This is a genomic window from Amycolatopsis kentuckyensis (assembly GCF_041679295.1).
Classification (GTDB): Bacteria; Actinomycetota; Actinomycetes; order Mycobacteriales; family Pseudonocardiaceae; genus Amycolatopsis; species Amycolatopsis kentuckyensis_A.
The window spans coordinates 51,311-75,351 of the sequence record NZ_JBGDMD010000013.1 but is presented as its reverse complement, the minus strand read 5'-3'; the positions used below and the strand labels follow the sequence as shown (position 1 = coordinate 75,351).

Below are 24,041 nucleotides of genomic sequence, written 5' to 3'. Positions count from 1 at the left end.
CACGCCTCGACGGCCGATGAAACCGCTGCTGGTCGCCGCTCTGTGGCTGGGTTTCGCGGTCGTCGTGGGCGGGGTGGTCGGATTCCTGTACCTCTTCGCCGGAGTTTCGGATCGTTCGGAGCAGAGCGTGCAGGACCATCTCCCGGTGGTGTCCGGGGACGGTTCCGAGCCCGCGAAGATCGCGGGGCGGCTCGGCGGGCTGACCGAAGCCGAACGAGCCACCGACGACCCGATTCGCCGTGCGGTGCTGGCCGCCGGTGCGACGGCGTTGCGGATCGGGCGGGCCGGAGCCGGGATCACCGTGACTGTCCAACTGAATCCGCAGGAGCCGAGCCACGTCTGCTATGCCTTCGAATTGCCGACGGCCGGCGCCGCGAGTTCTGTCCCCTACAGTCGTTTGCCTGGTTGCCCAAAGTTCTGAATTGTTCGCGCTCGGCCGGTGTCGACAAGCAGAACCGAAGGAGGGCCCGCGTCTCGCGTGGGCCCTCCTCGCGCCATGGGGTGAGGAGGGCTGCGAGGCGTGTCGCCCACGGTGGTCACCGCACGGTCGGGTGCCCGGCCGCGAGCGCGGAGATCAGGGTGACGGCCTCTGACAGTGGCAGCCATCTCGGCGACCGGGACACAGGTCTGCGAACCTTGCGCATGAATGTGAGCCTTTCCGAGCCGGGTGAGGTCGAAAGTCGTCACGGAAATGAAAAGCGAAGACGGCGCCAGGGTCAGGTGAATGCCGGTTGAAAACGCGTCGCGAGGGCGCGAGTGGGCACGGCCAAAGGCAGTCTTCGAACATATGGTTGGCTCGCGGTTGGGCGCGATTGAAAGTTGCTCACCCCCTCCCCAGGGTTGGTGGCCGCGGACGCCATGACGACGTTGTCGCAGCTCGTGACACTAGCAGTCGATCTGCGTCCCGAGCAGCGGCCTTACGGGTGATCAGCTGGCTGGCTGTGCGTGATCTTCGTGAGGGTTCGACTTCACTCGGATGGTCGATTGAGGGGAAAGGGGTGAGCACCTCAAGCTCTTCATGTTCGGCGATCGGGATTCATCGCCGCATTCCATTTCATTTCCCACGAGGGGGTTTACTGTGAGTTTGCTCAAGCGACTATCGGCCGTGGCGGCAATTATTACCGCTTTTTCCGGATTCGGCGGGGTGGCCATGGCCTCGACCGACTCGGCGGAAAGTGTCGAGGCCTGCCCCGGTGGGATCTACGGCACCTGGTGTGCGCTGACGGTCGCCGCGGTGAACGTGCGGGCGCAGCCGACTTCCCAGTCGCAGTACATCGTCACGCTTCCCTACCAGAGTTGGTTCTCGCTGGACTGCTGGACGACCGGGGAGTCGATTCACGGCGACAACGTCTGGTACCGCGGCACGTACACCGATTACGCGACCAGCGTGCCGGTCGCCATCGACGGGTGGGTGACCGGCTATTACCTGGCAACCGGCCACGACCCGGCTGCGCCGATCGGTCACTGCTGATCCGGACCGTCGATATCAGGAGGTTGCAGTGCGAAAAAAGGCAATGCAGGCCGTGCTCTCCCTGGCTGTGGTCGTGGCGGGACTGGTGCTGCCGGTGGACGCGGCATCCGCGAGCACCAGCGACTGCACCGGAGGCAGGAACGGCTTCGTCGACATCCCTGACAACCAGGACGGCTACTCGGCTGCCTGGAACTCGACCATCACCATCGGGAACGCCGAGGAGCACCTCGACCTCGAGTTCGCGCCCATCGGCGGTAAGACGCGGGGCTTCGCGATCTTGTGGGCGGACGGGACGAACGGCGGCCCGCCGCCCTACGTTGCCTTCGACTCCGTCTGGATGGACTGGACGCAGGACGGCGGCCGGACCTGGATCCAGTGCGGGCCGTTCGGCAATCCCAAGGGCCGGGCGAGCATCACGTCGGCGGCGATGGTGACGAACCCCAGTACGGCCTGGCGGTTCCGTGCCGGCGCCATGGCGCACGGCACGATGTACCTCACCGGCTGGTACTGACCCGAAAGCAGAAGGGCCCCGCGGCGACAGCCGCGGGGCCCTTCTCGGCGGTCAGCGGCCGGGGCCGCCCATGTACTGCGGGTCCGGCTGCGGCAGCGGTGCCTCCGGTTGCCCGGCGAGGATGTTGGACACGGCTCCGAACCACGTCCTGGCCGGGGCGTGCCCACCGAAGATGTTGCCGTCGCGGCCACCGGGGCACAGGCTGACCCGGCCGGGTCCGGCGTCGCAGATACCACCTTGCCCGCCGCCGAACTTGAACGTCATGGCCGCACCGGCGATCTGCGGAGTTCCGCCGACGAAAGCCGCCGAGACGTTCGACTGGGTGGTTCCGGTTTTGCCGATCAGCGGACGCGTCCAGTGCGCCGCGTTGGCCGCCTGGAAAGAAGTCCCACCGCCGGGCTGGTCGTCCTTGCTCATCCCGACCGCGAGCGTGTTCGCGAGACCTTCCGGTACCGCCTGCTCGCACGGCGCTTCCTTGACCGGCACGGGCTTCCCGTTGCGATCGGTCACCGCCCCGATCGGAGTCGGCGGGCACCAGACGCCGCCGGACAGGATGGTTGCGGCCACGTTGCCCATTTCCAGGCCGCTGACCGGGCTCACCCCGAGGGTGAACGAGCCCAGGCCGGGGCTGTTGCCCTGGGGGCCGTAGAACTTGGCCTGCGGATCCCGCAGCTCGGCCTTGGCCGCGTTCGGATCGGGCGTCCGGCCCGCCGCGCTGGTGGCCATCGTGTCGCGCAGCCCCAGGCGGTGCGCCATGTCGATCGCCGGGCCGGTGCTGCCGATCCGGTCTTCGAGTTCGACGAACGCGGTGTTCGGCGATGTCGCCAAGGCCGTCTGGATGTTCGCGCCACTGGCGAGCCTGCTGTAGTCGCCGGCGTTGCCGACGCAGTACCAGAAGGTTCTCGGTTTGCCGGTCGGGCCGCCGCAACCGCCTGGCCCCGTCGTGAAGACGTGCGAGGTGTACCTGTCCGGGATGTTGATGGGCGAGTAGATCCCGACGATCCCCTTTTCCATCGCCGCGGCGGTGGTGAAGATCTTGAACGTCGATCCGGCGCCGCCGGTGTTGTAGACGCCCGCGGGCAGGGTGTAAGTCGTCTGGCCGGCGTCCTGATTGCCCCCGTAGTCGCGGTTCGCCGCCAGTGCCACGACCTCGTGCCGGTCCTTGCCCGGGCGGATCAACGAGAGCGTGTTCGCGATGTATGGCTGGGTTTTGTCCACCTGCGCCTCGGCCGAGACCTTCGCTTCGTGGTTCGCCTTTTCGTCCAGCGTGCTCTTGATCGTGTAGCCGCCGGTGTAGAGCTGGTCCTTCGTCATCCCGCCGGCCTTGAGCAGGTAGTCCTCGACATACTGGCAGAAGAACCCGGACTCCGGCCCGGCGCCGATGCAGTTGGCCGCGGGCTTCGCCGGGAAGTCCGGCACGACGCCCAGTGGCTCGCCCTTGAAGCGGTCGGCGTCGGCCTTGGCCAGCTTCTTGTTCTCCACCATCCGGTCGAGCACCAGGTTGCGGCGCGCGGTCGCCTTGTCCGCGTGCTTCCACGGGTCGTTGTTGATCGGGTTGTTCACCAGGCCGGCCAGCAGTGCGGCCTGCGGCACGGTCAGCTTCTCCGGCGTGGTGTTGAAGTACGCGTGCGCGGCGGCGCCGATGCCGTAGATCTGCCGGGAGAACTCGACGATGTTCAGGTAGCCGGCGAGGATCTGCTGCTTGGTCAGCTTCGTCTCGAGCTGGATCGCGATCCGCGCTTCCTTCAGCTTGCGGGCGATCGACTGCTCCTGAGCCTTCTTCTGGCCGACCTCGTCGTTCCGGTAGACGACGTTGATGAGGTAGTTCTTCACGTACTGCTGGGTCAGCGTCGAGGCGCCCTGCGTGTCGGCGCCCGTGCTGTTGCTGACGGCCGCGCGCAGCGTGCCCTGCCAGTCGACGCCGTGGTGGTCGTAGAACCGCTTGTCCTCGACCGAGACCAGTGCCCACTTCATGGCTTCGTTGATCTGGTTCTCGTTGATCGGGAGCCGGTACTGGTCGTACAGGGTCGCGATCGGCTTGCCGGTGCTGTCGGTGACCGTCGTCACCAGGGGCGGCGGGATGTCGGCGAGGTCGGAGGAGGTCTTCTCCACCGTCTCGCTGGCCTGGTTGGACATGACCCCGGCGGCCCCCACGACGGGGAAGAGCATGCCGGCGACGAGCACCCCCGCGAGCAGACAGAGGCCGATGAGCTTGAACAAACCATCCGCTTTTCGCACGAGGGCCAGGCTACCCGGGACGGGTGGGGTGCCGGTGACGCCGTGTCTCCGAGGGTGTGAATTCAGTGACAAAACCGACCCCCTTCGGTGACATCTGGTAACGGAAGGCATCCTGGGTCTCGACGGGGGGAACCGAGGGCCCCTACAGTCCGTCAACGTCTCACGAAGACAAGCCGACGGATGGATCAACGCGGGTGGGAGCTCGCTTGGTCCGAACGGCGGCACCGGCACCGGGGAGGTGCCCGGAACCGACGTGAGCAGAGGGAGACACGCTCGCGGGGGCAAGGAGCGCAGTGCCTTTCCCCGCTGGTGCGTCATCACCAGGGTAGGGAGCTGGGGGTATGGAAACCAACCAGTCGAGCTGGCGAATCAACGCGTCCTGCCGGGACGCCGACCCGGACGGCCTGTTCGTCCGGGGCGCGGAGCAGAACCGGGCCAAGGCGGTCTGCATGGGCTGCCCGGTCCGGACGGAATGCCTCGCCGAAGCACTCGACGGCCGGATCAACTTCGGCGTGTGGGGAGGCATGACCGAGCGGGAGCGGCGGGCGTTGCTGCGCCGCCGCCCCGACGTGGTGAGCTGGGCGGACCTGCTCGAAGCGGCCAAGAGGGACGCGGAGGAGCGGGTCGAAGTCGGCTGAAGCCGTCGTGGGTGGCGCGGCCCTGCCGCCACGTCACCCACGGCGCTTCTCTCACCGGGCCGGGTCACCTCGGGAGCCGGTTCCGGCTGTCTTGAATGACTCATTCATGTCACCAGACGACATGAATGAGTCATTCAAGTCATCTGGCGCCGTGAAGCGTCAACCGGCGAGCTTCACGCCGATGTCGCGCAAACCCCCGAGGTCGTGCACGTCACCGGCGAGCGCGGGAACCCGGGCCAGCGCCACCTCGGGGTGCGCCCGGGTGAACCGCGCCAGCAACCGCTCCTCGCGCGCCGCCAAGCTGACCCGGTCCGCGTGCAGCCGCAGCACTGCCTCGGCCAACGGGGCGTTCTGCAGCGTCTCGGCCGCGGCCAGCGCCTCCGCGCCCGAGAGCGACGCCAGCACCGGGTGCGTCCGGTTCGCGATCAGCCCCGCCAGCGGCATCGACTCCGACGACAGCCGCTCGACGAAGTAGGACGCCTCGCGCAGCGCGTCCGGCTCCGGTGCCGCCACCACCAGGAACGACGTCCCGGACGAGCGCAGCAGCTCCGCCGTCTTGCGGGCGCGCTCGCGGAAGCCGCCGAACATGCTGTCGAACGCCTGCATGAACGCCGACGCGTCGGTCAGCAGCTGGCCGCCGATGATCGTCGACACGGCCTTCGCGAACATCGAGAACCCCGCGTTGACGACCTTGCGCAGGCCCCAGCCGCCGGCCTTCGCCGGGCCCGTCAGGAGGCGGATCATCCGGCCGTCCAAAGCGGACGACAGCCGGGTCGGCGCGTCCAGGAAGTCCAGCGCGGACCGGCTCGGCGGGGTGTCGACGATGATCAGGTCCCAGTCGCCGGTCGCCGCCAGCTGACCCAGCTTCTCCATCGCCATGTACTCCTGCGTGCCGGAGAACGACGTGGAAATGGTCTGGTAGAAGGGGTTCTTCAGCAGCTGCTCGGCGCGTTCCGGGCCGGCGTGCACGCGCACCATGTCGTCGAACGTGCGGCGCATGTCGAGCATCATCGCCCACAGCTCGCCCTTGGGCTCGAACCCCTCGACCTGCACCTGCTTCGGGTGGTTGCCGAGTTCGCGCAGGCCCAGCGCCTGCGCGAGCCGCCGGGCGGGGTCGATGGTCAGGACCACCGTCTGCCGTCCGCGCTCGGCCGCGCGCAGGGCCAGCGCCGCGGCCGTCGTCGTCTTGCCGACGCCGCCGGAGCCGCAGCAGACGATCACGCGGCTCTCCGGGTCGTCGAGCAGCGCGTCGATGTCGATGGTGGTCACAACCGCACCCCCTGGTCGGTCAGGGCCTCGGCCAGGTCGTAGAGGGCCGCCACGTCGACGCCGTCGGTCAGGTCCGGCAGCTCCAGCGTCGGCAGGTCGGCCTCGGCGAGCTGCTCGCGCGCCCGCTGCTCGGCGGCGACCCGCACGGCGTGCTCGACGGTCTCGTCGACCAGCGCGTCCAGGGTTTCCTGCGGCAGCTTCAGCCCGGCCGTCGCGAGCCCGTCGCGGACGCGGGAGGCGTCGACGCGCCCGTCCGCGGCGGCGGTCACCGACCGCGCGGGCAGCCGCGGCGGTCTGACGCGGTTGACGAGCACCGCGCCCGGGCGCAGGTCGGCGCCGTCCAGCTCGGCGACGGCTTCGACGGTCTCGCGGACCGGCATCTCCTCCAGCAGCGTGGCCAGGTGGATCACCGTCTCGCCGGAGTGCAGCAGCCGCACGACCCCCTCGGCCTGGCCGCGGATGGGGCCGGTCTTCGCGAGGTCGGTGAGGGCCTTGGTGACGTCGAGGAACTTGACGACCCGGCCGGTGGGCGGCGAGTCGACGACGACGGCGTCGTAGGTGTGCCGCCCGTCGGACTCGGTGCGGCCGACGCACTCCTTGATCTTCCCGGTGAGCAGGACGTCCCGCAGGCCCGGCGCGAGCGTGGTCGCGAACTCGATCGCGCCCATCCGCCGCAGCGTCCGGCCGGCGAAGCCCAGGTTGTAGAACATCTCGAAGTACTCGAGCAGCGCGGCTTCGACGTCGATGTGCAGCGCGCGCAGCTCGCCTCCGCCGGGGACGGCGGCGATGCGCTGCTCGGCGTAGGGCAGCGGCTCGGTGTCGAAGAGCTGGGCGATGCCCTGGCGGCCTTCGACCTCGATGAGCAGCACGCGGCGGCCTTCGCGGGCGAGCGCGAGGCCGAGCGCGGCGGCCAGCGTCGTCTTGCCGGTCCCGCCCTTGCCGGTGACGAAGTGCAGCCGGGCGCGGGCAAGCTCGTCGGTCCAGCCGGCATGGGGAATGGTCACTTCTTCACCCTAAATCAGCTCTCAGCTGGCCAGCAGCATGACGCTGACCGCAGCCGCGACCGCCGCGACCAGCACCCAGGCGACGAGCCCGGGCAGCACGGTGAGGGTGAGCACACCCACGACGAGCAGCAGCGTGAAGGTGATCACGCCGCCGAGCGCGACCTGGCCCGAGCTCTGCGTCCGGTCGCGCACCTTCGCCATCACGACGAGCACCAGGGGCAGCCCGGCCGCCGCGAGCAGCGCCGTCGCGATCACGCGCCACGTTTCCACGTGCCCACGCTAGCGACGTGAGATGGACCACACCTCGGCGCGTCGCGGGCCGTTTTCCGGCGGGGGCACCCGGCGGTCTTGCCCGCTTGGCTACGCTCCCGTTTCATGAGCGCCACCAAGTGGGAGTACGCGACCGTCCCCCTCCTGATCCACGCGACGAAGCAGATCCTCGACCAGTGGGGCGAGGACGGCTGGGAGCTGGTCACCGTGCTGCCGAACCCGAGCGGCGAGCAGCACGTCGCGTACCTCAAGCGTCCGAAGGGCTGACCCGCGTGAGCTGGAGCGAACGGCTGAAGGAGCTCGGCATCGAGCTGCCCGGCGTGGCCGCCCCGCTGGCCGCCTACGTGCCCGCCGTGCAGAGCGGCAAGCACGTCTACACCTCCGGCCAGCTGCCCTTCGTCGACGGCGTCCTCGCCGCGACCGGCAAGGTCGGCGCGGAGATCAGCCCCGAAGAGGCGAAGGGCCACGCCCGCACGTCGGCGCTCAACGCCCTCGCGGCCGTGCACGCACTGGTCGGCATTGACAACGTCACGCGGATCGTCAAGGTTGTCGGCTTCGTGGCTTCCGCGGAGGGCTTCACCGGCCAGCCGGCGGTCGTCAACGGCGCGTCCGAGCTGCTCGGCGAGGTCTTCGGCGACGCGGGCATCCACGCCCGCTCGGCCGTCGGCGTCGCGGAGCTGCCCATCGGGTCGCCGGTGGAGGTCGAACTGATCGTGGAGGTGCAGTGATGGACCCGGACATCGAGCAGTCCACCCACGAGCTGCTGCTCCGGCTGGCCGGGCGGCTGCCCGACCAGCTGCTGTGGCGGTTCCGCGACTGGCTCGGCGAGGGCGCCATGGGCACCCTCGCCCGGACCCTGCCGAGGTCTTTGCTTAAGCACAGGATTGACCTCGACCAAACGGAGTACCGCCTGCTCGTGGCGGGTCTCATCCCGCACGGCGCCGACTGGCACCAGGTCAGTTCGACGCTGGGGGTAGACGACGTTGCCGAGAACCGGTACACATTCACGGCGAGTGCGCCCGAATGGGTTAACTCGGTCGACTCCGTGTCCGTGTTGATCCACGCAACGTTGCGAGGACGCCCGGACGTGGGGGAAGTGCGGCAGAGCTGGCGACACGTCGGTGTGGTCGGGCAGGGCACGGCCAAGCGCGTCCTGCTGATCACCGCGCTCAACGGTCTGCCGAGGTTGACCGGCGAACTGCAGCGGGTGCTGCGCGTTCTGGGCGACGAAGAGCCCAGCGTCGAGGTCATCCCGCCGCGCTTCGACCTGCCGGAGTACCACCGGGCCGCGCTGGCCGATTCGGAACTGGTCTGCGTGGGCGCCGCTGCGGGGAACCGGCTAGTAGCCGCATAACGCTCGCCCGCCAGCGAGCTGGGAGGGAGCAAGGCAATGGTGGAGGTCCACGACGGCCCGCCCATGGACGGGTTTTCGGTGCCCCTGCGCCTGCACAACCTGTTGCTGGCCCTGGCGGGCCGGATCGACGACAGCGCGCTCACCGAAGCGCGTGAGCTGATCGCCCGGGCCCACATCGACGAGGCGGTCGAGCTGACCACCGGCACGCTCATCGCGGGCCGGATCCCGGTCAGCTCCGCCGAGCAGCGCGAGCTCGCGCTCGTCCTCGAGATGAGCCGGTCGGACGCGACGCTGGCGAACGACCTGCTGGTCGACGAGGCCGAGCCGGTCAACACGCACCGGTTCAGCGGCGAGAACTCCCCGGAGTTCGGCATCGCCGAGGCGCTCGACCGGACGCTGCAGGTGCTGCCGGACGTCCGGTCGGTGCACGCGGTGTGGCGCAACACGCCGGCCGGCAGCGTGCCGGGCGCGCTGCCGCAGCGCGTGGTGCTCGTCGAGCTGGGACCGGAGGGCAACCCGCCCGCCGTCGCGTTCCGCGTCGACACGGCGCTGCGCCGGGCCGGGATCCACTCCGTCGTCGAGGTCAGCGGTCCGGGCGTCGCGCACTCCGAGTACCACCAGGCCGCTTCGGCGGCCGCGTCGCCGGCGTGGGTGACCGGGAGCACGACGTCGTCCACCTCGGTGTACCGGCCCGAACCGGCCAAGCCGCCGGTGACGGTCAAGGCCGAGCCGGTCGCGGAGTCGTCGGGCAGCAGGCACAGCATCCGGTCGAGCACGGCCACGACGACCCCGCCGGAGCCGGTGGCCCCGGTGGTGCCGATCGTGTCGCCGCCGCCCGCCCCGGAGCCGCCCCGCCAGTCGCGGGCGGACCGGTCGTCCGACCGGTCCGAGACGCGGGCGGAGCGCACCGCCGACCTGACGCCGGCCGAGGTCGCGCAGCTGCGGCAGGCGCTGGCCGAGGACCCGGAGAAGGGCCGCGAGATCGCCGCGGGCAAGCCGTCGATGCACGAGGTCGTCGAGCTGCCCGCGCTGGACCTGGACGACCCGAGCCTGAGCGAGCGCGACCGGGCACTGCTGCGTGAGCTGCACGCCGAGCTGGCCGAGCGAGAGCGGGCCGAGGCGGCGAAGATGCGGCTCAACGGCGCTTCCCGCTCCGGCGGCGACCAGCGCGGCTGGACCGCTCCCTGAGTTCGATTTCGGCGAAGGCGGCACTTTCCCGGGAAAGTGCTGCCTTTCCGCTGTCTGGGATGCCACAACCGCGTGACGGAACGCGGGGGGCCGGAGGTATGTTCCGGTGGTGGAGCAGCCAACGGAGTTTGTCTTCGACCTCCCCGTCGGTGCCGGGGTAGCCACCCGCGCCAACGCCGACGGGCCGCCCGTCGTCCCGAAGGACGCGGCCACCGTGATCCTGGTCCGGGACGGCGCCGACGGCGTCGAGATCTTCCTGCAGCACCGGGTCAAGGGCATGCCGTTCGCGGGCGGCATGACCGTCTTCCCCGGCGGCGGGGTCGACAAGCGCGACGCCGACGCGTCCGTGGCGTGGGCCGGCCCGGAGCCGTCGTGGTGGGCCTCGCGGTTCGGCTGCGACGACGCGCTCGCGCGCGCCCTGACCTGCGCGGCCGTGCGCGAGACGTTCGAGGAGTCCGGCGTGCTGCTCGCGGGCAGCGCGGACGCCGTGCTCACCGACGTCACGCCGTACGCGGCCGCCCGCCAGGCCCTCGAGACGCGCGAGGTGTCGCTGGCCGGCTTCCTCGCCGACGCGGGCCTGACGCTGCGGGCCGACCTGCTGCGCCCGTGGGCGCACTGGATCACGCCCGAGCAGGAGCCGCGCCGGTACGACACCCGCTTCTACGTCGCGAAGCTGCCGGACGGGCAGCAGGCCGACGGCGCGACGTCGGAGGCGTCGAGCTCCGGCTGGCAGCGCCCGGAGGACGCGATCACCGACGCGCGCGAAGGCCGCCGGATGCTGATGCCGCCGACCTGGCTGACGCTCAGCGAGCTGGCGAAGTTCTCGACCGCCGACGACATCCTGAACGAGCAGCGCGAGATCGTCCGCATCGCGCCGACGCTCGTCCGCGAGAACGACCACGTCCGCGTCGTGCTGGAGAAGCGATGACTGCCCCCGCGTACGGCGTGCTGCGCCAGGTCTCCGAGACGGCGTCGGTGCTGCTGGAGAACAACCCGTCGTCGATGACGCTCGAAGGCACCAACAGCTGGGTGCTGCGGGCGACGCCGGACTCGCCGGCCGTTGTCGTCGACCCCGGCTACCGCGATCTCGAGCACCTCGAACTGCTGGCCGGTGTCGGCGACGTCGAGTTGGTGCTGCTCACCCACTTCCACCCCGACCACGCCGAGGGCGCGCCGTGGTTCGCCGAGCGCGTCGGCGCGCCGGTGCGGGCGTTCGACCCGTCGCTCTGCATCGGCGCTTCGTCCTTTGTGGACGGCGACGTGATCACGGCGGGCGGTGTCTCCCTCCGGGTCCTGCACACGCCGGGGCACACCGCCGACTCGGTGTCGCTGGTGCTCGACGGTCAGGTCCTGACCGGCGACACCATCCTCGGCCGCGGCACGACCGTGCTGCACGACCTCGGCGACTACCTGCGCTCGCTGCGGAAGCTGATCGAGCTGCCGGCGGGCACGCTGGGGCTGCCGGGGCACGGTCCAGAGCTCCCCGATCTGCCCGCGACCGCGCGCGAGTACCTTGCCCACCGGGAACAGCGGCTGGACCAGGTGCGTTCGGCTCTGAAGGAGCTGGGTGCGGACGCCACCCCGCGCCAGGTCGTCGAGGTCGTGTACGCCGACGTCGACCGGGCGCTGTGGGCGCCGGCCGAACTGAGCGTGCAGGCGCAGCTGGACTACTTGCGGTCGGAGGAACAGGGATGAGCAACGTCGAGGTCGAGTTCTACTGGCGCCCGGGGTGCGGCTTCTGCGCCGCGCTGGATCGGCCGATGTCGAAGAGCGGCTTCACCGTCCGCAAGATCAACATCTGGGAGGACCCGGCCGCCGCCGCGCGCGTGCGCGAGGTCGCGAACGGCAACGAGACGGTGCCGACCGTGATCGTCGGGTCGACCGCGCTGGTCAACCCGTCCTTCGCCGAGGTCGAAGCCGCGGTCAAGGCAGCTTCGGCGGGCTGAGCGTGTCGGGCCGTTCTCCGTGGAGGAAGGCGGCCCACACTTCGCGCAGCCCGGTCGCGTTCTCCAGGCCCTCCGGGGCGCCTTCGAGCATCGGCGCGTCCCAGACGTCGTGGGTGCCGAAGAGGAACGGGATGTCGATGCAGTGGCAGGCCCCGAACCGGTTGCCCGGGGCCTGCCAGTCGAAGCGGTAGGTGAAGGCGTTGAGTTTCTTCGCCAGCCGGTCGCTGGTGAAGAAGCCGTTCGCTTCGTCGATCACTTCTCGGGGCGCGTCGGGGACGAAGGCGCGCAGTTCTTCGCGCGTCCAGCTGATCAGCGCCGGGCCCTCGGGCGCGGCTTCGATGAGGTCCTCCGCCACGAGGTCGTCGTCGGCGACCAGCTGGAACGGCGGTTCGATCGAGCCGGGCTTGCCGGGTACGGAGAGCTGCGCGGCGAGCAGCTGGTCGATCGGGGCCGTGCGGATGTCGTCTTTCACGGCTTCGGTGAACCGTTCGGCGGACACCGCGGCTTCGTCCGGTGTGGACGGTCGCATTCCCAGCGGCGCACTCTGCAGCGCGATCCGCTTGATGTCGGCGCGCGGCGACGACCACAGGGCGAGCGTCGACTGCGCGCCGGCCGATTGCCCGCTGAGCGTGACCTCGGCCGGGTTCCCGCCGAACGCGGCGATGTTGTCCCGGACCCATTCGAGCGCGGCGAGCTGGTCGGCGATCCCGAGGTTCGGCGGAATCCCGTCGGCGTGCAGGAATCCGAGCACGCCGAGGCGGTAGTTGAGCGTCACGACGACGACGTCCGCCTCGCGGGCCAGGCGCGTGCCGGTGTACCAGACCTGACCGCCCGAGCCGCTGGAGAACCCACCGCCGTGGAGCCACACGAGCACCGGCCGGCTCCCGCGGGTCGACGGCGTGAAGACGTTGAGGCTCAGGCAGTCCTCGCTCTGCGGAAGCGGCATCGGGCCGAGGGCGTGCTCGAGGCGTGACGGCGGTTGCGGCGCCGCCGGGCCGGGCTCCAGCGCGTCGCGGACGCCGGTCCACGGCTTCGGTTTGGCCGGTGATTCAAAGCGTTTCGCAGTGGCGTAAGGGATTCCTTTGAATTCTTGCGCGGTGCCGCGGATCCGGCCGGCGGTGGTTTCGACGATCATCGTGCCTCCGGTTCGAAGTAGACGGCGGCTCCGAGGGCGTCCTTGGCGCCGACGAAGAATCCGTTGTGGTGGGTCGTGGTCGGGACGTGCTGCTCGATCAGTGTCCGCGCTTTCGCCAGATCCGCGACCACGACACCGTGCGCGGCGAAGTAGGGCAGTTCTTTCGGGGTTTCGCCCGGTAGGAGGTCGTTCACGCCGACGATGTCGACGAGGTCCCGGCCGTCGGTGATGAGGTCGTAGCGCTGCCGGTAGGCGGCGATTTCGTCGTCGGGGACGACGAGGACGATCCCGGCGACGGCTTTGGCGCCGTTGGGGTGGTCGAGGTAGCGCGGCTGGTGGACGTACTCGGGAGTGAGGTGCTCGGCGGTGTGGAGGATGCCTTCGGGAGTGCGGTCGCGTCTGATGTGGACACTGCGGAAGCGGGCGGTGCGAGTGCCTTCCGGCAGTTCGACGTCCCGGTGCAGGTTGAGCACTCCCGACGTCGAGAGGCCGGTTTCTTGCAGTCTTCTGGAGGCCTCGTCGGAGTCGTCGACGCCGAAGGAGCAGCCGTGCAGGCCGTCGCCGCGGGCGTCGAGGATCGGCAGGACGCGCCACGGGTCGCCGGCGGCTTCGTCGACGATGCCGATGAGTTCGAGGAAGGAGCCGCCGAAGTAGGCGCAGCGGTTGGCGGTGCAGCTCGGGAGGGGTTCGCTCGTGCCGGTCGGAGCCGCGAAGTGCCGTGACGGCGGGCTGAGCGTGAAGCCGAGCTGCTCGTAGCGTTGCCAGGTGCGTTCGTAGTCCCTGGTCAGGAAGACCGTGTGGTCGATGTGCATTACTCCAGGATTCGGGCTCACGGTCTTTTGTTCCCTCCGCGCTCCTGTTGTGCGCGGAATCCGACACCGAATAGGCTGATTTGGTGGAATCCGGCTTGCTCGACGACCTGGACCGCAGCCTGGCGCACGCGTTGCAGCTGGACGGGCGGGCGTCGTTCAGCACGATCGCGTCGGTGCTGGGGGTGTCGGACCAGACGGTGGCGCGCCGCTACCGGAAGCTGCGCTCGGCCGGCGTGCTGCGGGTGGTGGGCGTCCCGGAGGCGGCGCCGCTGGGGCAGGTGCACTGGCTGGTCCGGTTGCGCTGCGTCCCGGACGCGGCCGGGGCGATCGCCGCGGCCTTGGCCCGGCGGTCGGACACCCAGTGGGTGAGCCTGATGTCGGGCGGCACGGAGATCGTGTGTTTCATCCGGGCGCCGCTGCGCGAGGAGACGGACGGGCTGCTGCTGGGGCAGTTGCCGCGGACCCCGCGAGTGGTGTCGATGACGGCGTACCGGCTGTTGCGGCGCTTCGCCGGCGGGCCGGCGGGCTGGCCGGGCCGGGCCGGCGCGTTGTCTTCCGCTCAGGTCGTCGCTTTGCGGCCGGCTCTGAGGCCGGTTCCGTATGTCCCGGAGCCGGGCGACGTGGGCTTGCTGACGGCACTGGCCCACGACGGCCGTGCCGACATGTCGACATTGTCGGCAGCGTCGGGCCGTTCGGAGTCGACGGTCCGTCGTCGGTTGTCGGCGTTGCGGGGGTCGGGAGCGTTGTACTTCGACGTGGAGGTGGACGCGGCCCTGCTGGGCTACCCGCTGACGGCGACGTTGTGGTTGACGGTGGCCCCATCGGCGCTGGAGCCGACGGGGCGCGCGCTGGCGAAGCACCCCCAGGTGGCCTTCGCGGCGGCGACCACGGGCCCGGCGAACATGGTGGCAAACGTGGGCTGCCGCGACGACGCGGCGTTGTACGCGTATTTGGCGGATGACTTGGGTGGGTTGGCGGGGGTCCAGCGGGTGGAGACGGCCCCGATGATCCGGACGTTGAAGCGCTTCGGCACCCTGCAGCCGGTGTAGCAGGAGAAGCGGCGCGCGCGACTCACAGCCTGTGAACGACGAGCGCGCGATCGACTTCGTACTCAACGGCGAGCAGCACCGGCTGACCCGCGCCGACGTGCTGAGCGCGGCGGCGCGGGGTGGTCCAGAGCCGATCCGCACGCATTGGGTCGTCATCGGAGACCAGCGGTGGCCGCCGAGGCAACTCTTCGAGCGCGCTCTGGGGGTGTCGCGGAACGAGTTCATCTCGCACACGGCGATCCGGCACCTCCGCCGGCTCGGCTTTCCCACCAGTCCGCTGCCCCAGGAGCCCACTGGTCAGGAGTTTTCAGACGCCGGGTCCGACTTGGCGAAGCCGGGGAGAGCCTTTGCTTCCCTCGTCGAGTTTCTGACAGCCGAAGACCTCACCGCTCGCATCGGCCGCATGGAGCAGCAGCTCGACGGAGCCGATCTCGGCAAGGTCGATGACTGGGACGGCGGCATGACTGATGAGCTGCTTGAGGCCGCGTTGTTGGTTCGTCAGCACGCCGGCCGCATCAACGACCTCATCCACGCAGCGGTGATCGTCCGCGCATTGCCGAAGATCCTCGAACCCGGCGAGCGGATCGTTCGCCGTCCCTCCCTAGCTGCTGGGAACGACCCGAGCCGGAAGTTCGACCTCGAAACAGACCGTCGGGTGGCCGAGTTCAAAGCGGGGCAGTGGAAGGGCAAAGACGCGATGCGCAAGCGCGGGCTCGTAGCCGACCTGGTGGGCCTCGTCCTGCATCGGGGGAAGCTCAATGCGGAGCTCTATGTCCTCGGCCAATTGCCGATCGACTACTTGCGGAACAGTAACTCGACCATGGCGTGGACGCTCGGCCGTTCGTCACCCCACCTCCGGGACGCCTATGAACAGCGCTTCGGGAGCGCCAATCTGACCGTCAGCCAGTTCACCCACGGACCGGCCGCGGATGTCGCCCTCAAGGACCTGACCGAGATCATCGGCTGAGCATGGGCATGAGGTAGTACGTCAGCTCCACCTCCCCGGGCTCCGCCGACCGCAGGACGCACGCCCGCATCCCCGGCTGGATCGACAACTCCACCCGCTCGCCCGCGAACGCCTGCAGCGCGTCCAACAGGTACCGAGCCTGGAACGACGGCGACGTCCGACCTCCGCTGACCTCGGCCTTCAGCGTCTCCTCCGCTTCGCCCGTGTCCTGGCGCGCACTCGCCAGGCGGACCTGCGCGTCGCCGACCTCCAACGTCAGTACTCGGCGGTCCTCCGCGTACACCCCTACCCGGCGGACCGCCGCCGCCAACGCGTCCGCCGAAAGCGTCACCCTCGTGTCGACCGCGGAGGACGGGATCGCGTCCTCCGACAGGAACCCCGCGTCGAGGACCGCCGTTCCCACCAAGCCGCCCGGCCAGCTCAGCCCGAACCGGCCCGGGCCCGCGTGCAGGCCGACCACGCCCTTCGCCTGGCGGGCCGCCTCGGTCAGCAGCGTTGCCGGGACCAGGACGTCCAATGCGCCCGGGGAGCGCAGTGGCAGCCGGGCCACCGCCATCCGGTAGCGGTCCGACGCCGTCAACGTCAGCCGGTCGCTCGCCTGCAACCGGACTCCCGTGAACAGCGGGAGCGGGTCGTCCTTCGATGCCGTTCCCGCGACGATCCGCAGCGCCGACGCGAACGCCGTTCCGTCCACTTCGGACACTCGGGGCGGCTCGGCAACCGGTGGGCCGGCCTCGGTGGACAACACCGGCAACGCGAACCGGGCGTTGTCGACCCTCAGGGCCAGCCGGCTGCCTTCGACGACCAAGCGCACGAGGCCGTCGAGCGTGCGAAGCGTCTCGGCCAGCGGGGCCGCCGGGACGGTGACCGAGCCGTCCGTGTGAGCGGTCGCCGGGCAGTCGAACCGGACGGCCAGATCCGGGTCGCTGCCCGCGACCGTCAGCCCGGCCGCGTCCGCCCGCAGCCGCAGCCCGGCGCGGGCGGGCAGCAGCCGCGAAGCAGCGGAAACGGCCGCCGAGAGGCGGTGGGCAGGCGCGGTGACGTCCATGCCGCAAAGCTAGCGGCGACCACCGACAAAAACGCCGCCAGCCGCCGCTGACCTGCGGTAATGCCTAGCTGACGCCGACCAGCTGCCGAGCCTCGGCGGCCGAAGCGGGCTCCCGGACGGTCCCCCGCAGCAGCCAAACCAGCAGTGCGAGCACCAACCCGGCCACGCTCGCCGTCAAGAACGCCGCCGACGGACCGGCGTGCTCCACGACGTACCCGCTGACCGACTGCCCGGCAGCCAGCCCGAGCGTCACCGCCGTCAGCACCCAGCCGAACGCCTCCGCCGCCGTCCCGGACGGCGCGACCAGCTCGATCGCCGACGAGTGCGCCGTCGACTGGGGCGTGATCAACGCGCCCGCCAGCAGCATCATCAGCGCCAGCCCCCACAGCGACGACGGCCACGCGAGCAGCGCCACCAACGCCCCGAAGCCACCGAGCAGCGCCGGCAGCCGCAGGCCCATCCGGCGCGGCCACGGACGCAGGCTGTACGCCACACCGAACGCCACCGAGCTCAGCGACCACGCCGAGAGCAGCAGCCCACCGAATGACGGAGCGCCGGCTTCGGTCGCCGATGCCGGGACCGCCACCTCGACGAACCCGATCACCATGCCGAACCCGAGCGCGGCCAGCGCGAGCGTCCGCATGCCCGGGCTGGCCAGCGCGCCCAGCAGCGAGCCGGACGAACCCGCGGACGGACCCCACGCGCGGACCGCCGGGCTCAGCGCGAACAGCACCGCGCCGGTGAACTGCACCGCGACGCCCAGCACCAGGCCGGTGCCCGCCCACGGGGCCAGCACCAGCAGCCCGGCGACACCGGGGCCGAGGATGAAGAACACCTCCATGCTGATCGCCTCGTACGAGAACGCCGCGTTGCGCGCGCCACCCGGGGGCAGCAGCCGCGTCCACAGGGCGCGGGACGCCGAGCCGACCATCGGCTCCGACAGGCCGGTCGCCGCGGCGAACGCCACCAGCACCGTCGTCGGGGCGTGCGACTCGATGGCCGTGACCAGGGCGGTCATGGACAGCGCGAGGAGCGCCGAGACGATGAGCAGCGGCCGCGTCGGCCCGAACCGGTCGATCAGCCTGCCCTGGATCACCGCGCCCACCGAGACGCCTACGAGCGAACCGGCCGAGACGAGCCCGGCGGCGGCGAAGGACCCGGTCTCGCGCTGGACGTAGAGCAGGGCCGAGATGCCGATCATGGCGATCGGCAGGCGCGCGAGCACGGACGCGACGGCGGGCCACCGGGCGGCGCGGGTCGTCAGCGCGCCGCGGTAGTCGGCCAGAGACGTACGACCTTCGGAGTGGGACACGCGTACCAGTATGCCGCAGAGTGGTACGTGAGTACCAGTTATTTACGGGTCGCGTGCGTCACCGGGTCTCGATCGGGTAACAGTCACGATATTCTCCGTGAACTCGTGCAACGAAACGGCCGGGACGGCGTCCTTGAGAGTGAATGGCCTTGAATTCGTGGGTATGGGCCGTGATGGTTGAACAACAGCACAGAACCCAGCTCCCTCCGGCACTTGGGTCGGGGCCTGATCCCGGAGGGCGGGGAGCGCGGATCGTCGGGGGATGGTCCGCGCGACAAACGAAGAGCCGGTGCGCCACGTCGGGGGTGGCGCCCGGCTCTTTGTTTACATCAAGACACGTCGAAGGCCCCTCGGCAAGCCGAGGGGCCTTCGACGTGAGAACTCAACGAGCCCGGCGAGCCAGCCGCTCCGGGTCCAGGATCAGCACGCTCTTGCCTTCGAGTCGCAGCCACCCGCGGTGGGCGAAGTCGGCGAGCGCCTTGTTGACGGTCTCGCGGGACGCGCCCACGTACTGGGCGATCTCTTCCTGCGTCAGGTCGTGCGTGACCCGCAGCAGGCCCGCCTCCTGGCTGCCGAACCGCTGCGCGAGCTGCAGCAGCGCCCGCGCCACGCGGCCCGGGACGTCGGTGAAGATCAGTTCCGCGACCATGTTGTTCGTCCGGCGCAGGCGGCGCGCGACCACGCGCAGCAGCTGCTCGGCGATCTCCGGGCGGGTCGAGATCCACTGGCGCAGGGCCGGGCGGTCCATGGTGACCGCGCGGACCTCGGTGACCGTGGTCGCGCTCGACGTCCGGGGGCCGGGGTCGAAGATGGACAGCTCGCCGAACATGTCGGACGGGCCGAAGATGCCCAGCAGGTTCTCGCGGCCGTCGGGCGACTTGCGGCCGATCTTCACCTTGCCGGACTGGATGATGTACAGCTTGTCGCCGGGTTCACCCTCGTTGAAGATGACATGGCCGCGGGGGAACTCCACGGATTCCAAGGTCTGGGCCAGCGCCTCCGCCGCTGCCGGCTCCACACCCTGGAAAATGCCCGCACGGGCCAGGGTTTCGTCCACCTCGGGTGCCTCCTCGTCGAGAAACGTTCACGCTCCCCCGTGTGTGGAAGAGCGTGACGCCGATCACTTGCGCGTCAGTCTAGGGCGTACTCCCGAGATCGCCCGTCGGACGCGCGCCCGCCGGATGATCTCGTTCGAACGTGGAGCCTAACTCCGCACGCGACGCGCGCGTAGCCTGGCTGCCCGTCCGCCCAGCCTACGCAGCCGGAACAGCTCCAGCGCGCGGCCGATGCCGTGCCCGTAGAGCGCCCGGACTTCGTTGGGTTGCGCCTGCTCGAGGAACTCTTCGACCTCGTTCTCCTGCACCGCGACGTGCTTGAGCCGGCTTTCCACGCGCTCCATGAACAGCGCGAAGAACATGATCACCAGGGGGACCAGGATGACGAACCAGACAGTCATGACCGGACCCCGAAACACTCAGTGAAAAGCATCTACTCCAGATCCTCGCTCATGGCGGCCGGAAAACTGCGCCGAGGTGGTGCTCTGGCGTGTCGGTCGTCCACCGGTGCACTGACCGGCTCGTCCGACGGCGCCCGTAGGCTATCGGGGTGCCACCTGCCACCACGAACGCCCCCCAAGAGGGCGCTGGTGAAAGCCGGTTAGCTCTGGTGAGACGCGCCAGGCGGATGAAGCGTTGCTTGGACGACGTGTATCCGGACGCCCACTGCGAGCTCGACTTCACCACTCCACTGGAACTGCTGGTCGCGGTCGTGCTGTCCGCGCAGACCACCGACGTCCGGGTGAACCTCGTCACGCCCGCGCTGTTCAAGCGCTACCGGACCGCCGCCGACTACGCGGGCGCCGACCGCACCGAGCTGGAGGAGTACCTCCGCAGCACCGGCTTCTACCGGGCCAAGGCGAACTCCGTCATGGGCCTGGGCGCGGCGCTGGTCGAGCGCTTCGACGGCGAGGTGCCGGGCAAGCTCGAGGACCTCGTCACTCTCCCGGGCGTCGGCCGCAAGACGGCCAACGTCGTGCTCGGGAACGCCTTCGACGTCCCGGGCATCACCGTCGACACCCACTTCGGCCGGCTGGTCCGCCGCTGGGGCTGGACGGCCGAGGACGACCCGGTCAAGGTCGAGCACGCGGTCGGCGAGCTGATCCCCCGCAAGGAGTGGACGATGCTCTCGCACCGGGTGATCTTCCACGGCCGGCGCGTCTGCCACGCCAAGAAGCCCGCCTGCGGCGCCTGCCCGCTGGCCCGGGACTGCCCGTCGTACGGCACCGGCCCGACCGGCTTCGAAGAAGCCGCGAAACTGGTCAAAGGCGTCGAAAAGGACCACATCCTCAAGCTGGCGGCGCCCCGGTGACGACCGTCACCAAATGGGCGCTCGCCGCCGCCGTGCTGGCGGTGGCACTCATCGTCGCGCTGCTGCCCCGCGGGGGTGGCGACAGCGCCGCGAAGCCGGCCGAAGACCTGGGCCCGGCCCGGTCCGGGGCGGCGCTCCAGCCGTGTCCGGCGCCGAGCGCGAAGGAGCCGGTGAAGCAGCTCGAAGGCGTCAAGGCGGACTGCCTCGGCGACGGCGCGAGCGTCGACGTCGGCAAGGCCCTCGCCGGGTCTCCGGTGCTGGTCAACGTGTGGGCGTCGTGGTGCGAGCCGTGCCGGACCGAGCTGCCCGTGCTCCAGGAGTACGCGAAGCAGCCGGGTGCCGTGCGCGTGCTCGGCGTCCAGGTGCAGAGCCCCGCGAAGGACGGCTTGGAACTGCTCGCCAAGCTGGGCGTGCACCTGCCGTCGATCTACGACGGTGACGGGCAGAGCGGGCCCGTCCGGACGGCGCTCAAGGTGCCCTCGGCGCTGCCGGCGTCCTACTTGGTCACCGCGTCCGGCGAAGTCCGGTTCATCGCGAACCCACGGTTGTTCGGTAACACTGACCAGGTGCGCGCGGCAGTGGGAGGGACTTCATGATCGGACCGCTGGTCGAGCCGGAGTCCGTCCCCGAGTGGCTCCGGCCGCTGGTCAAGGTCAGCGGCGAGGTCGATTCGAAGACGTTCACCCGGTTCAGCCCGCCCGAGGGCACCTATACGCGCGCCGCCGCGGTGCTCATCCTCTTCGGCGAACGCGAGGCCGACGGCGAGCCCGACGTCCTCCTGCAGCGCCGCGCCGACACCCTGGGCTCGCACGCGGGCCAGGTCGCCTTCCCGGGCGGCGGCGCCGAGGACGGCGACGACGGCCCGATCGGCACCGCGCTGCGCGAGGCCGAGGAGGAGACCGGGGTCGTCCCGGCCGGGGTCCGGCCGGTCGCGGTGCTGCCGGAGCTGTTCGTCCCGGTCTCGAAGTTCGCGGTGACGCCGGTGCTGGCGCACTGGGACACGCCGTCGCCGGTGCACGCCGTCGACCCCGGCGAGACGGCGTCCGTCGCCCGCGTCGCGCTCGCCGACCTGGCCGACCCGGCCAACCGCTTCATGGTCCAGAAGGCCGGCGCACCGTGGAAGGGCCCGGCGTTCGAGGTCTCGGGCCTGTTCGTCTGGGGTTTCACCGCCGGGTTGCTGTCCGTCCTGCTCGGCCTGGGAGGCTGGGAGCGCGAATGGGACTCGGGCGACGTCCGGGACCTCGACGAGGCGCTCGCCGCCTACCAGGCGCGGTTGACGGAAGGGTGACGCGGTGAACTGGGTCGATGTGCTGGTCCTGCTGCTGGCCGTGCTGGCGGCGGTGTCCGGCGCATACCAGGGCGTGATCGTCGCGCTGCCGTCGCTCGTCGGCGTCGTGCTCGGCGCGCTCGCCGGGATCAAGCTCGCGCCGGTGGTCGTCGCCTTCTTCGACGACCCGGTCTGGAAGGTCGCCTTCGCGGTCGCGACCGTCGTGTTCCTCGTCGCCTTCGGCGAGGCGATCGGCGTCTACGTCGGCCGCAAGCTCCGCCAGAAGATCAACCCGGACCGGCTCTCCGGCATCGACAAGACGCTCGGCGCGATCGTGCAGGCCCTCGTCGTCTTCGTGGTGGCGTGGCTGATCGCGACGCCGCTGACGACCGTGTCCGGCGTGCCGGGGCTCGCCAAGGCGATCAACGGCTCGGTGGTGCTCGGCAAGGTCAACGACGCCATGCCGGAGGCCGCGCAGGGCTTCCCGAGCCAGCTGCGCAAGCTGCTCGACGCGTCCGGCTTCCCGTCCATCGTCGACCCGTTCCAGAAGGCCCCGACGGCCGACACCTCGCCGCCGGACCCGGCGCTGCAGAGCAGCGGGACCGTCCAGCAGCTGCACGGCAGCATCGTCAAGATCCGCGGCAGCGCCAGCTCGTGCTCGCGGTCGCTGGAAGGCAGCGGGTTCGTGATCGCGCCGCAGCGGGTGATGACGAACGCGCACGTCGTGGCCGGCACCGACACCGTCGGCATCGAGACGACCCAGGGCGACTACCCGGCCCGGGTCGTCTACTTCGACCCGGAGGTCGACATCGCGGTGCTCGCCGTGCCGCGGCTGCGCGCCCCGGCCCTGCAGTTCGCGTCCGAGACGGCGCTCGCGGGCGACAGCGCGATCGTGCTCGGCTACCCGCTCGACGGCCCGTACCGCGCGACGCCCGCCCGGGTGCGCGGCCGGATCAACCTGCGCGGCCCGGACATCTACGACGCCAACACCGTGCAGCGGGACGTCTTCACGGTCCGCGCCGAGATCCGCAGCGGCAACTCGGGCGGCCCGATGGTGACGCCGGACGGCCGGGTCATCGGCGTCGTGTTCGGCGCGGCGGTCGAGGACCCGGAAACCGGCTTCACGCTGACGGCCGAGCAGGTGCGGGCCGAGGTCGACGCGGCGCCGTCGCAGACGACGAACGTGTCGACCGGCTCCTGCGCGGCCTAACGCCCGAACCGCAGCGCGAGGCCGTCCAGCAGCGCCCGCATGCCCGACTCGACGATGTCGTCGAGGACGAGGTCGTAGCCGGTCTCGGTCAGGTCGGCGAGCATCTTGGCGAACGTCGGGTGCCCGGCCGTCATCGCCGCGACCGCGGGGCCCTGGTGGTCCATCCAGTCCTCTTCGGTCAGCCCGGACGACGCCAGCGCGCTCTGCTCGCGTTCCAGGTGGACTGCCATGCCCTGGACGTGGCTGAAGAACAGGACGTGCAGGTCGCACAGCGTCGCGGCGTCGACGTCCAGCTCGGCCAGCGCGGAGAGCGCCCACTCGCCGTGGACGGCGAGGTTGCGCAGCGGCAGCGGGCGCGTGATCGGCCCGAGCTGCGCCAGCCACGGGTGGCGCTTGAAGAGCGACCAGAGCGTGCGGCCGCCGAGCGTCAGCCGTTCGCGCCAGTCCCCGGACGGCTTCGCCGGGTAGCCGTGCTCGCCGAACGCGGCGTCGGCCATCAGCAGCACCAGCTCGTCCTTCCCCCGCACGTACCGGTACGGCGCCATCGCCGCGACGCCGAGGCGGGCCGCGACGCCCCGCATCGACACCGCGGCGAGGCCTTCGGCGTCGGCGATCGCGATCGCGGTCCGCACGAGCTGCTCGCGGGTCAGCCCGCGCCGGCCGCCGCCGCGGTGGTTGCGGCCGGCGACGACCGTGCCGGACCGCGGCTCGGCGTGCACCAGGCCTTCCTGGCCCAGCAGGGCCAGCGCCTTCGCCGCGGTCGCCATCGCGACGCCGTGCTCGGTCGCGAGCCGCCGGGTCGACGGCACCCGTGCGCCGGGAGCGAGCTCGCCGCGGGCGATCCGGCCACGCAGCTCGTCGGCGATGGCCAGGTACTTCACGGCGGTCTCCTGTTCTAGTACAGCGGCCCATCTGTGCTAGCACAGAACTTGGCTTCCAGCTGGGGCAACTCCAGGCTGAACGGAGGAAGTGTACGACTCTGGAG

At 70.5% G+C, this 24,041-nt stretch carries 28 protein-coding genes; 17 read left to right on the top strand and 11 right to left on the bottom strand.

Going from position 1 to position 24,041, the window contains the following annotated elements:
• Positions 1-16: 16 nt before the first annotated feature.
• The 3 genes from ACERZO_RS42270 (at position 17) to ACERZO_RS42260 (ending at position 1,982) form a co-directional block, all read left to right on the top strand.
• Positions 17-421 carry a hypothetical protein gene (locus tag ACERZO_RS42270; RefSeq protein ID WP_372671602.1) on the top strand — a complete coding sequence of 135 codons (405 nt, stop codon included), beginning with the start codon at positions 17-19 and terminating at the stop codon, positions 419-421.
• A gap of 657 nt (positions 422-1,078) precedes the next feature.
• Positions 1,079-1,471: a hypothetical protein gene (locus tag ACERZO_RS42265; RefSeq protein WP_372671601.1), complete on the top strand. Its 393-nt coding sequence runs from the start codon at positions 1,079-1,081 to the stop codon at positions 1,469-1,471.
• A 28-nt stretch (positions 1,472-1,499) separates the two neighbouring features.
• Positions 1,500-1,982: a hypothetical protein gene (locus ACERZO_RS42260; protein ID WP_372671600.1), complete on the top strand. Its 483-nt coding sequence runs from the start codon at positions 1,500-1,502 to the stop codon at positions 1,980-1,982.
• A 51-nt stretch (positions 1,983-2,033) separates the two neighbouring features.
• Here ACERZO_RS42260 and ACERZO_RS42255 read toward each other — a convergent pair whose 3' ends face one another.
• A complete protein-coding gene (locus tag ACERZO_RS42255; protein ID WP_372671599.1) occupies positions 2,034-4,220 on the bottom strand; it encodes a transglycosylase domain-containing protein in 2,187 nt (728 codons plus the stop codon).
• A 341-nt stretch (positions 4,221-4,561) separates the two neighbouring features.
• Between ACERZO_RS42255 and ACERZO_RS42250 the strand changes: the two genes are divergently transcribed.
• Positions 4,562-4,858, top strand: a complete 297-nt coding sequence (locus ACERZO_RS42250; RefSeq protein ID WP_329054225.1) for a WhiB family transcriptional regulator — start codon at positions 4,562-4,564, stop codon at positions 4,856-4,858.
• Between the two features lie 159 nt (positions 4,859-5,017).
• Here the strand turns inward: ACERZO_RS42250 and ACERZO_RS42245 are convergent, their stop codons facing one another.
• Genes ACERZO_RS42245 through ACERZO_RS42235 form a run of 3 tightly spaced genes read right to left on the bottom strand, consistent with a single transcriptional unit; the run spans position 5,018 to position 7,401 of the window.
• Positions 5,018-6,127 (bottom strand): ArsA family ATPase, encoded by a 1,110-nt coding sequence (locus tag ACERZO_RS42245; RefSeq protein WP_372671598.1) that lies wholly within the window; start codon positions 6,125-6,127, stop codon positions 5,018-5,020.
• Positions 6,124-7,131 (bottom strand): ArsA-related P-loop ATPase, encoded by a 1,008-nt coding sequence (locus ACERZO_RS42240; RefSeq protein WP_372671597.1) that lies wholly within the window; start codon positions 7,129-7,131, stop codon positions 6,124-6,126. The genes ACERZO_RS42245 and ACERZO_RS42240 overlap by 4 nt, the downstream gene beginning before the upstream one ends.
• 21 nt (positions 7,132-7,152) lie before the next feature.
• Positions 7,153-7,401 carry a hypothetical protein gene (locus ACERZO_RS42235; RefSeq protein WP_364465573.1) on the bottom strand — a complete coding sequence of 83 codons (249 nt, stop codon included), beginning with the start codon at positions 7,399-7,401 and terminating at the stop codon, positions 7,153-7,155.
• A 105-nt stretch (positions 7,402-7,506) separates the two neighbouring features.
• Between ACERZO_RS42235 and ACERZO_RS42230 the strand changes: the two genes are divergently transcribed.
• The 7 genes from ACERZO_RS42230 (at position 7,507) to ACERZO_RS42200 (ending at position 11,889) form a co-directional block, all read left to right on the top strand.
• The gene (locus ACERZO_RS42230) at positions 7,507-7,668 is read left to right on the top strand and encodes a DUF4177 domain-containing protein (RefSeq protein WP_003068074.1); all 162 of its coding nucleotides are present in this window, start codon (positions 7,507-7,509) and stop codon (positions 7,666-7,668) included.
• 5 nt (positions 7,669-7,673) lie between these two features.
• Complete coding sequence (locus ACERZO_RS42225) at positions 7,674-8,129, top strand: RidA family protein (RefSeq protein ID WP_091319010.1); 456 nt, start codon at positions 7,674-7,676, stop codon at positions 8,127-8,129.
• Positions 8,129-8,755, top strand: coding sequence for a hypothetical protein (locus tag ACERZO_RS42220; RefSeq protein WP_086679262.1), 627 nt, complete (start codon positions 8,129-8,131; stop codon positions 8,753-8,755). Before ACERZO_RS42225 ends, ACERZO_RS42220 begins: the two co-directional genes overlap by 1 nt.
• Before the next feature lie 36 nt (positions 8,756-8,791).
• On the top strand, positions 8,792-9,943 hold the full coding sequence (locus ACERZO_RS42215) for a hypothetical protein (RefSeq protein ID WP_372671596.1): 1,152 nt from the start codon (positions 8,792-8,794) through the stop codon (positions 9,941-9,943).
• A 109-nt stretch (positions 9,944-10,052) separates the two neighbouring features.
• Positions 10,053-10,871, top strand: coding sequence for an NUDIX hydrolase (locus ACERZO_RS42210; protein ID WP_372671595.1), 819 nt, complete (start codon positions 10,053-10,055; stop codon positions 10,869-10,871).
• The gene (locus ACERZO_RS42205; protein WP_372671594.1) at positions 10,868-11,638 is read left to right on the top strand and encodes an MBL fold metallo-hydrolase; all 771 of its coding nucleotides are present in this window, start codon (positions 10,868-10,870) and stop codon (positions 11,636-11,638) included. Before ACERZO_RS42210 ends, ACERZO_RS42205 begins: the two co-directional genes overlap by 4 nt.
• Complete coding sequence (locus ACERZO_RS42200; RefSeq protein WP_372671593.1) at positions 11,635-11,889, top strand: glutaredoxin domain-containing protein; 255 nt, start codon at positions 11,635-11,637, stop codon at positions 11,887-11,889. Before ACERZO_RS42205 ends, ACERZO_RS42200 begins: the two co-directional genes overlap by 4 nt.
• On the opposite strand, the gene ACERZO_RS42195 is transcribed toward ACERZO_RS42200, so the two are convergent.
• Positions 11,867-13,024, bottom strand: coding sequence for a carboxylesterase family protein (locus ACERZO_RS42195; protein WP_372671592.1), 1,158 nt, complete (start codon positions 13,022-13,024; stop codon positions 11,867-11,869). The genes ACERZO_RS42200 and ACERZO_RS42195 overlap by 23 nt on opposite strands.
• On the bottom strand, positions 13,021-13,836 hold the full coding sequence (locus tag ACERZO_RS42190) for a VOC family protein (RefSeq protein WP_372671591.1): 816 nt from the start codon (positions 13,834-13,836) through the stop codon (positions 13,021-13,023). The genes ACERZO_RS42195 and ACERZO_RS42190 overlap by 4 nt, the downstream gene beginning before the upstream one ends.
• 83 nt (positions 13,837-13,919) lie before the next feature.
• Here ACERZO_RS42190 and ACERZO_RS42185 point away from each other — a divergent pair, with 83 nt between their 5' ends.
• Together ACERZO_RS42185 and ACERZO_RS42180 are read left to right on the top strand one after the other, a co-directional pair.
• Positions 13,920-14,885: an Lrp/AsnC family transcriptional regulator gene (locus ACERZO_RS42185; protein ID WP_372671590.1), complete on the top strand. Its 966-nt coding sequence runs from the start codon at positions 13,920-13,922 to the stop codon at positions 14,883-14,885.
• A gap of 31 nt (positions 14,886-14,916) precedes the next feature.
• Positions 14,917-15,852 (top strand): hypothetical protein, encoded by a 936-nt coding sequence (locus ACERZO_RS42180; RefSeq protein ID WP_372671589.1) that lies wholly within the window; start codon positions 14,917-14,919, stop codon positions 15,850-15,852.
• Here the strand turns inward: ACERZO_RS42180 and ACERZO_RS42175 are convergent.
• The 4 genes from ACERZO_RS42175 to ACERZO_RS42160 all read right to left on the bottom strand — a co-directional run bounded on the left by ACERZO_RS42175 (position 15,842) and on the right by ACERZO_RS42160 (position 19,668).
• Positions 15,842-16,900, bottom strand: coding sequence for a DNA polymerase III subunit beta (locus tag ACERZO_RS42175; RefSeq protein WP_372671588.1), 1,059 nt, complete (start codon positions 16,898-16,900; stop codon positions 15,842-15,844). The genes ACERZO_RS42180 and ACERZO_RS42175 overlap by 11 nt on opposite strands.
• Positions 16,901-16,964: 64 nt before the next feature.
• Positions 16,965-18,212 carry an MFS transporter gene (locus tag ACERZO_RS42170; RefSeq protein ID WP_372671587.1) on the bottom strand — a complete coding sequence of 416 codons (1,248 nt, stop codon included), beginning with the start codon at positions 18,210-18,212 and terminating at the stop codon, positions 16,965-16,967.
• Between the two features lie 382 nt (positions 18,213-18,594).
• Positions 18,595-19,269 carry a Crp/Fnr family transcriptional regulator gene (locus tag ACERZO_RS42165; protein WP_003081747.1) on the bottom strand — a complete coding sequence of 225 codons (675 nt, stop codon included), beginning with the start codon at positions 19,267-19,269 and terminating at the stop codon, positions 18,595-18,597.
• A 147-nt stretch (positions 19,270-19,416) separates the two neighbouring features.
• A complete protein-coding gene (locus ACERZO_RS42160) occupies positions 19,417-19,668 on the bottom strand; it encodes a hypothetical protein (RefSeq protein WP_013230551.1) in 252 nt (83 codons plus the stop codon).
• A gap of 227 nt (positions 19,669-19,895) precedes the next feature.
• On the opposite strand from ACERZO_RS42160, the gene nth reads away from it, so the two are divergent.
• Genes nth through ACERZO_RS42140 form a run of 4 tightly spaced genes read left to right on the top strand, consistent with a single transcriptional unit; the run spans position 19,896 to position 23,056 of the window.
• A complete protein-coding gene (gene nth, locus ACERZO_RS42155) occupies positions 19,896-20,579 on the top strand; it encodes an endonuclease III (protein ID WP_372671586.1) in 684 nt (227 codons plus the stop codon).
• A complete protein-coding gene (locus ACERZO_RS42150) occupies positions 20,576-21,175 on the top strand; it encodes a TlpA family protein disulfide reductase (RefSeq protein ID WP_372671585.1) in 600 nt (199 codons plus the stop codon). Before nth ends, ACERZO_RS42150 begins: the two co-directional genes overlap by 4 nt.
• Positions 21,172-21,867, top strand: a complete 696-nt coding sequence (locus ACERZO_RS42145; protein WP_372671584.1) for an NUDIX hydrolase — start codon at positions 21,172-21,174, stop codon at positions 21,865-21,867. Before ACERZO_RS42150 ends, ACERZO_RS42145 begins: the two co-directional genes overlap by 4 nt.
• 4 nt (positions 21,868-21,871) lie before the next feature.
• Positions 21,872-23,056 carry a MarP family serine protease gene (locus tag ACERZO_RS42140; RefSeq protein ID WP_372671583.1) on the top strand — a complete coding sequence of 395 codons (1,185 nt, stop codon included), beginning with the start codon at positions 21,872-21,874 and terminating at the stop codon, positions 23,054-23,056.
• Here the strand turns inward: ACERZO_RS42140 and ACERZO_RS42135 are convergent.
• The gene (locus ACERZO_RS42135) at positions 23,053-23,937 is read right to left on the bottom strand and encodes a TetR/AcrR family transcriptional regulator (RefSeq protein ID WP_372671582.1); all 885 of its coding nucleotides are present in this window, start codon (positions 23,935-23,937) and stop codon (positions 23,053-23,055) included. The two genes, ACERZO_RS42140 and ACERZO_RS42135, sit on opposite strands and share 4 nt — an antisense overlap.
• Positions 23,938-24,041: the final 104 nt, after the last annotated feature.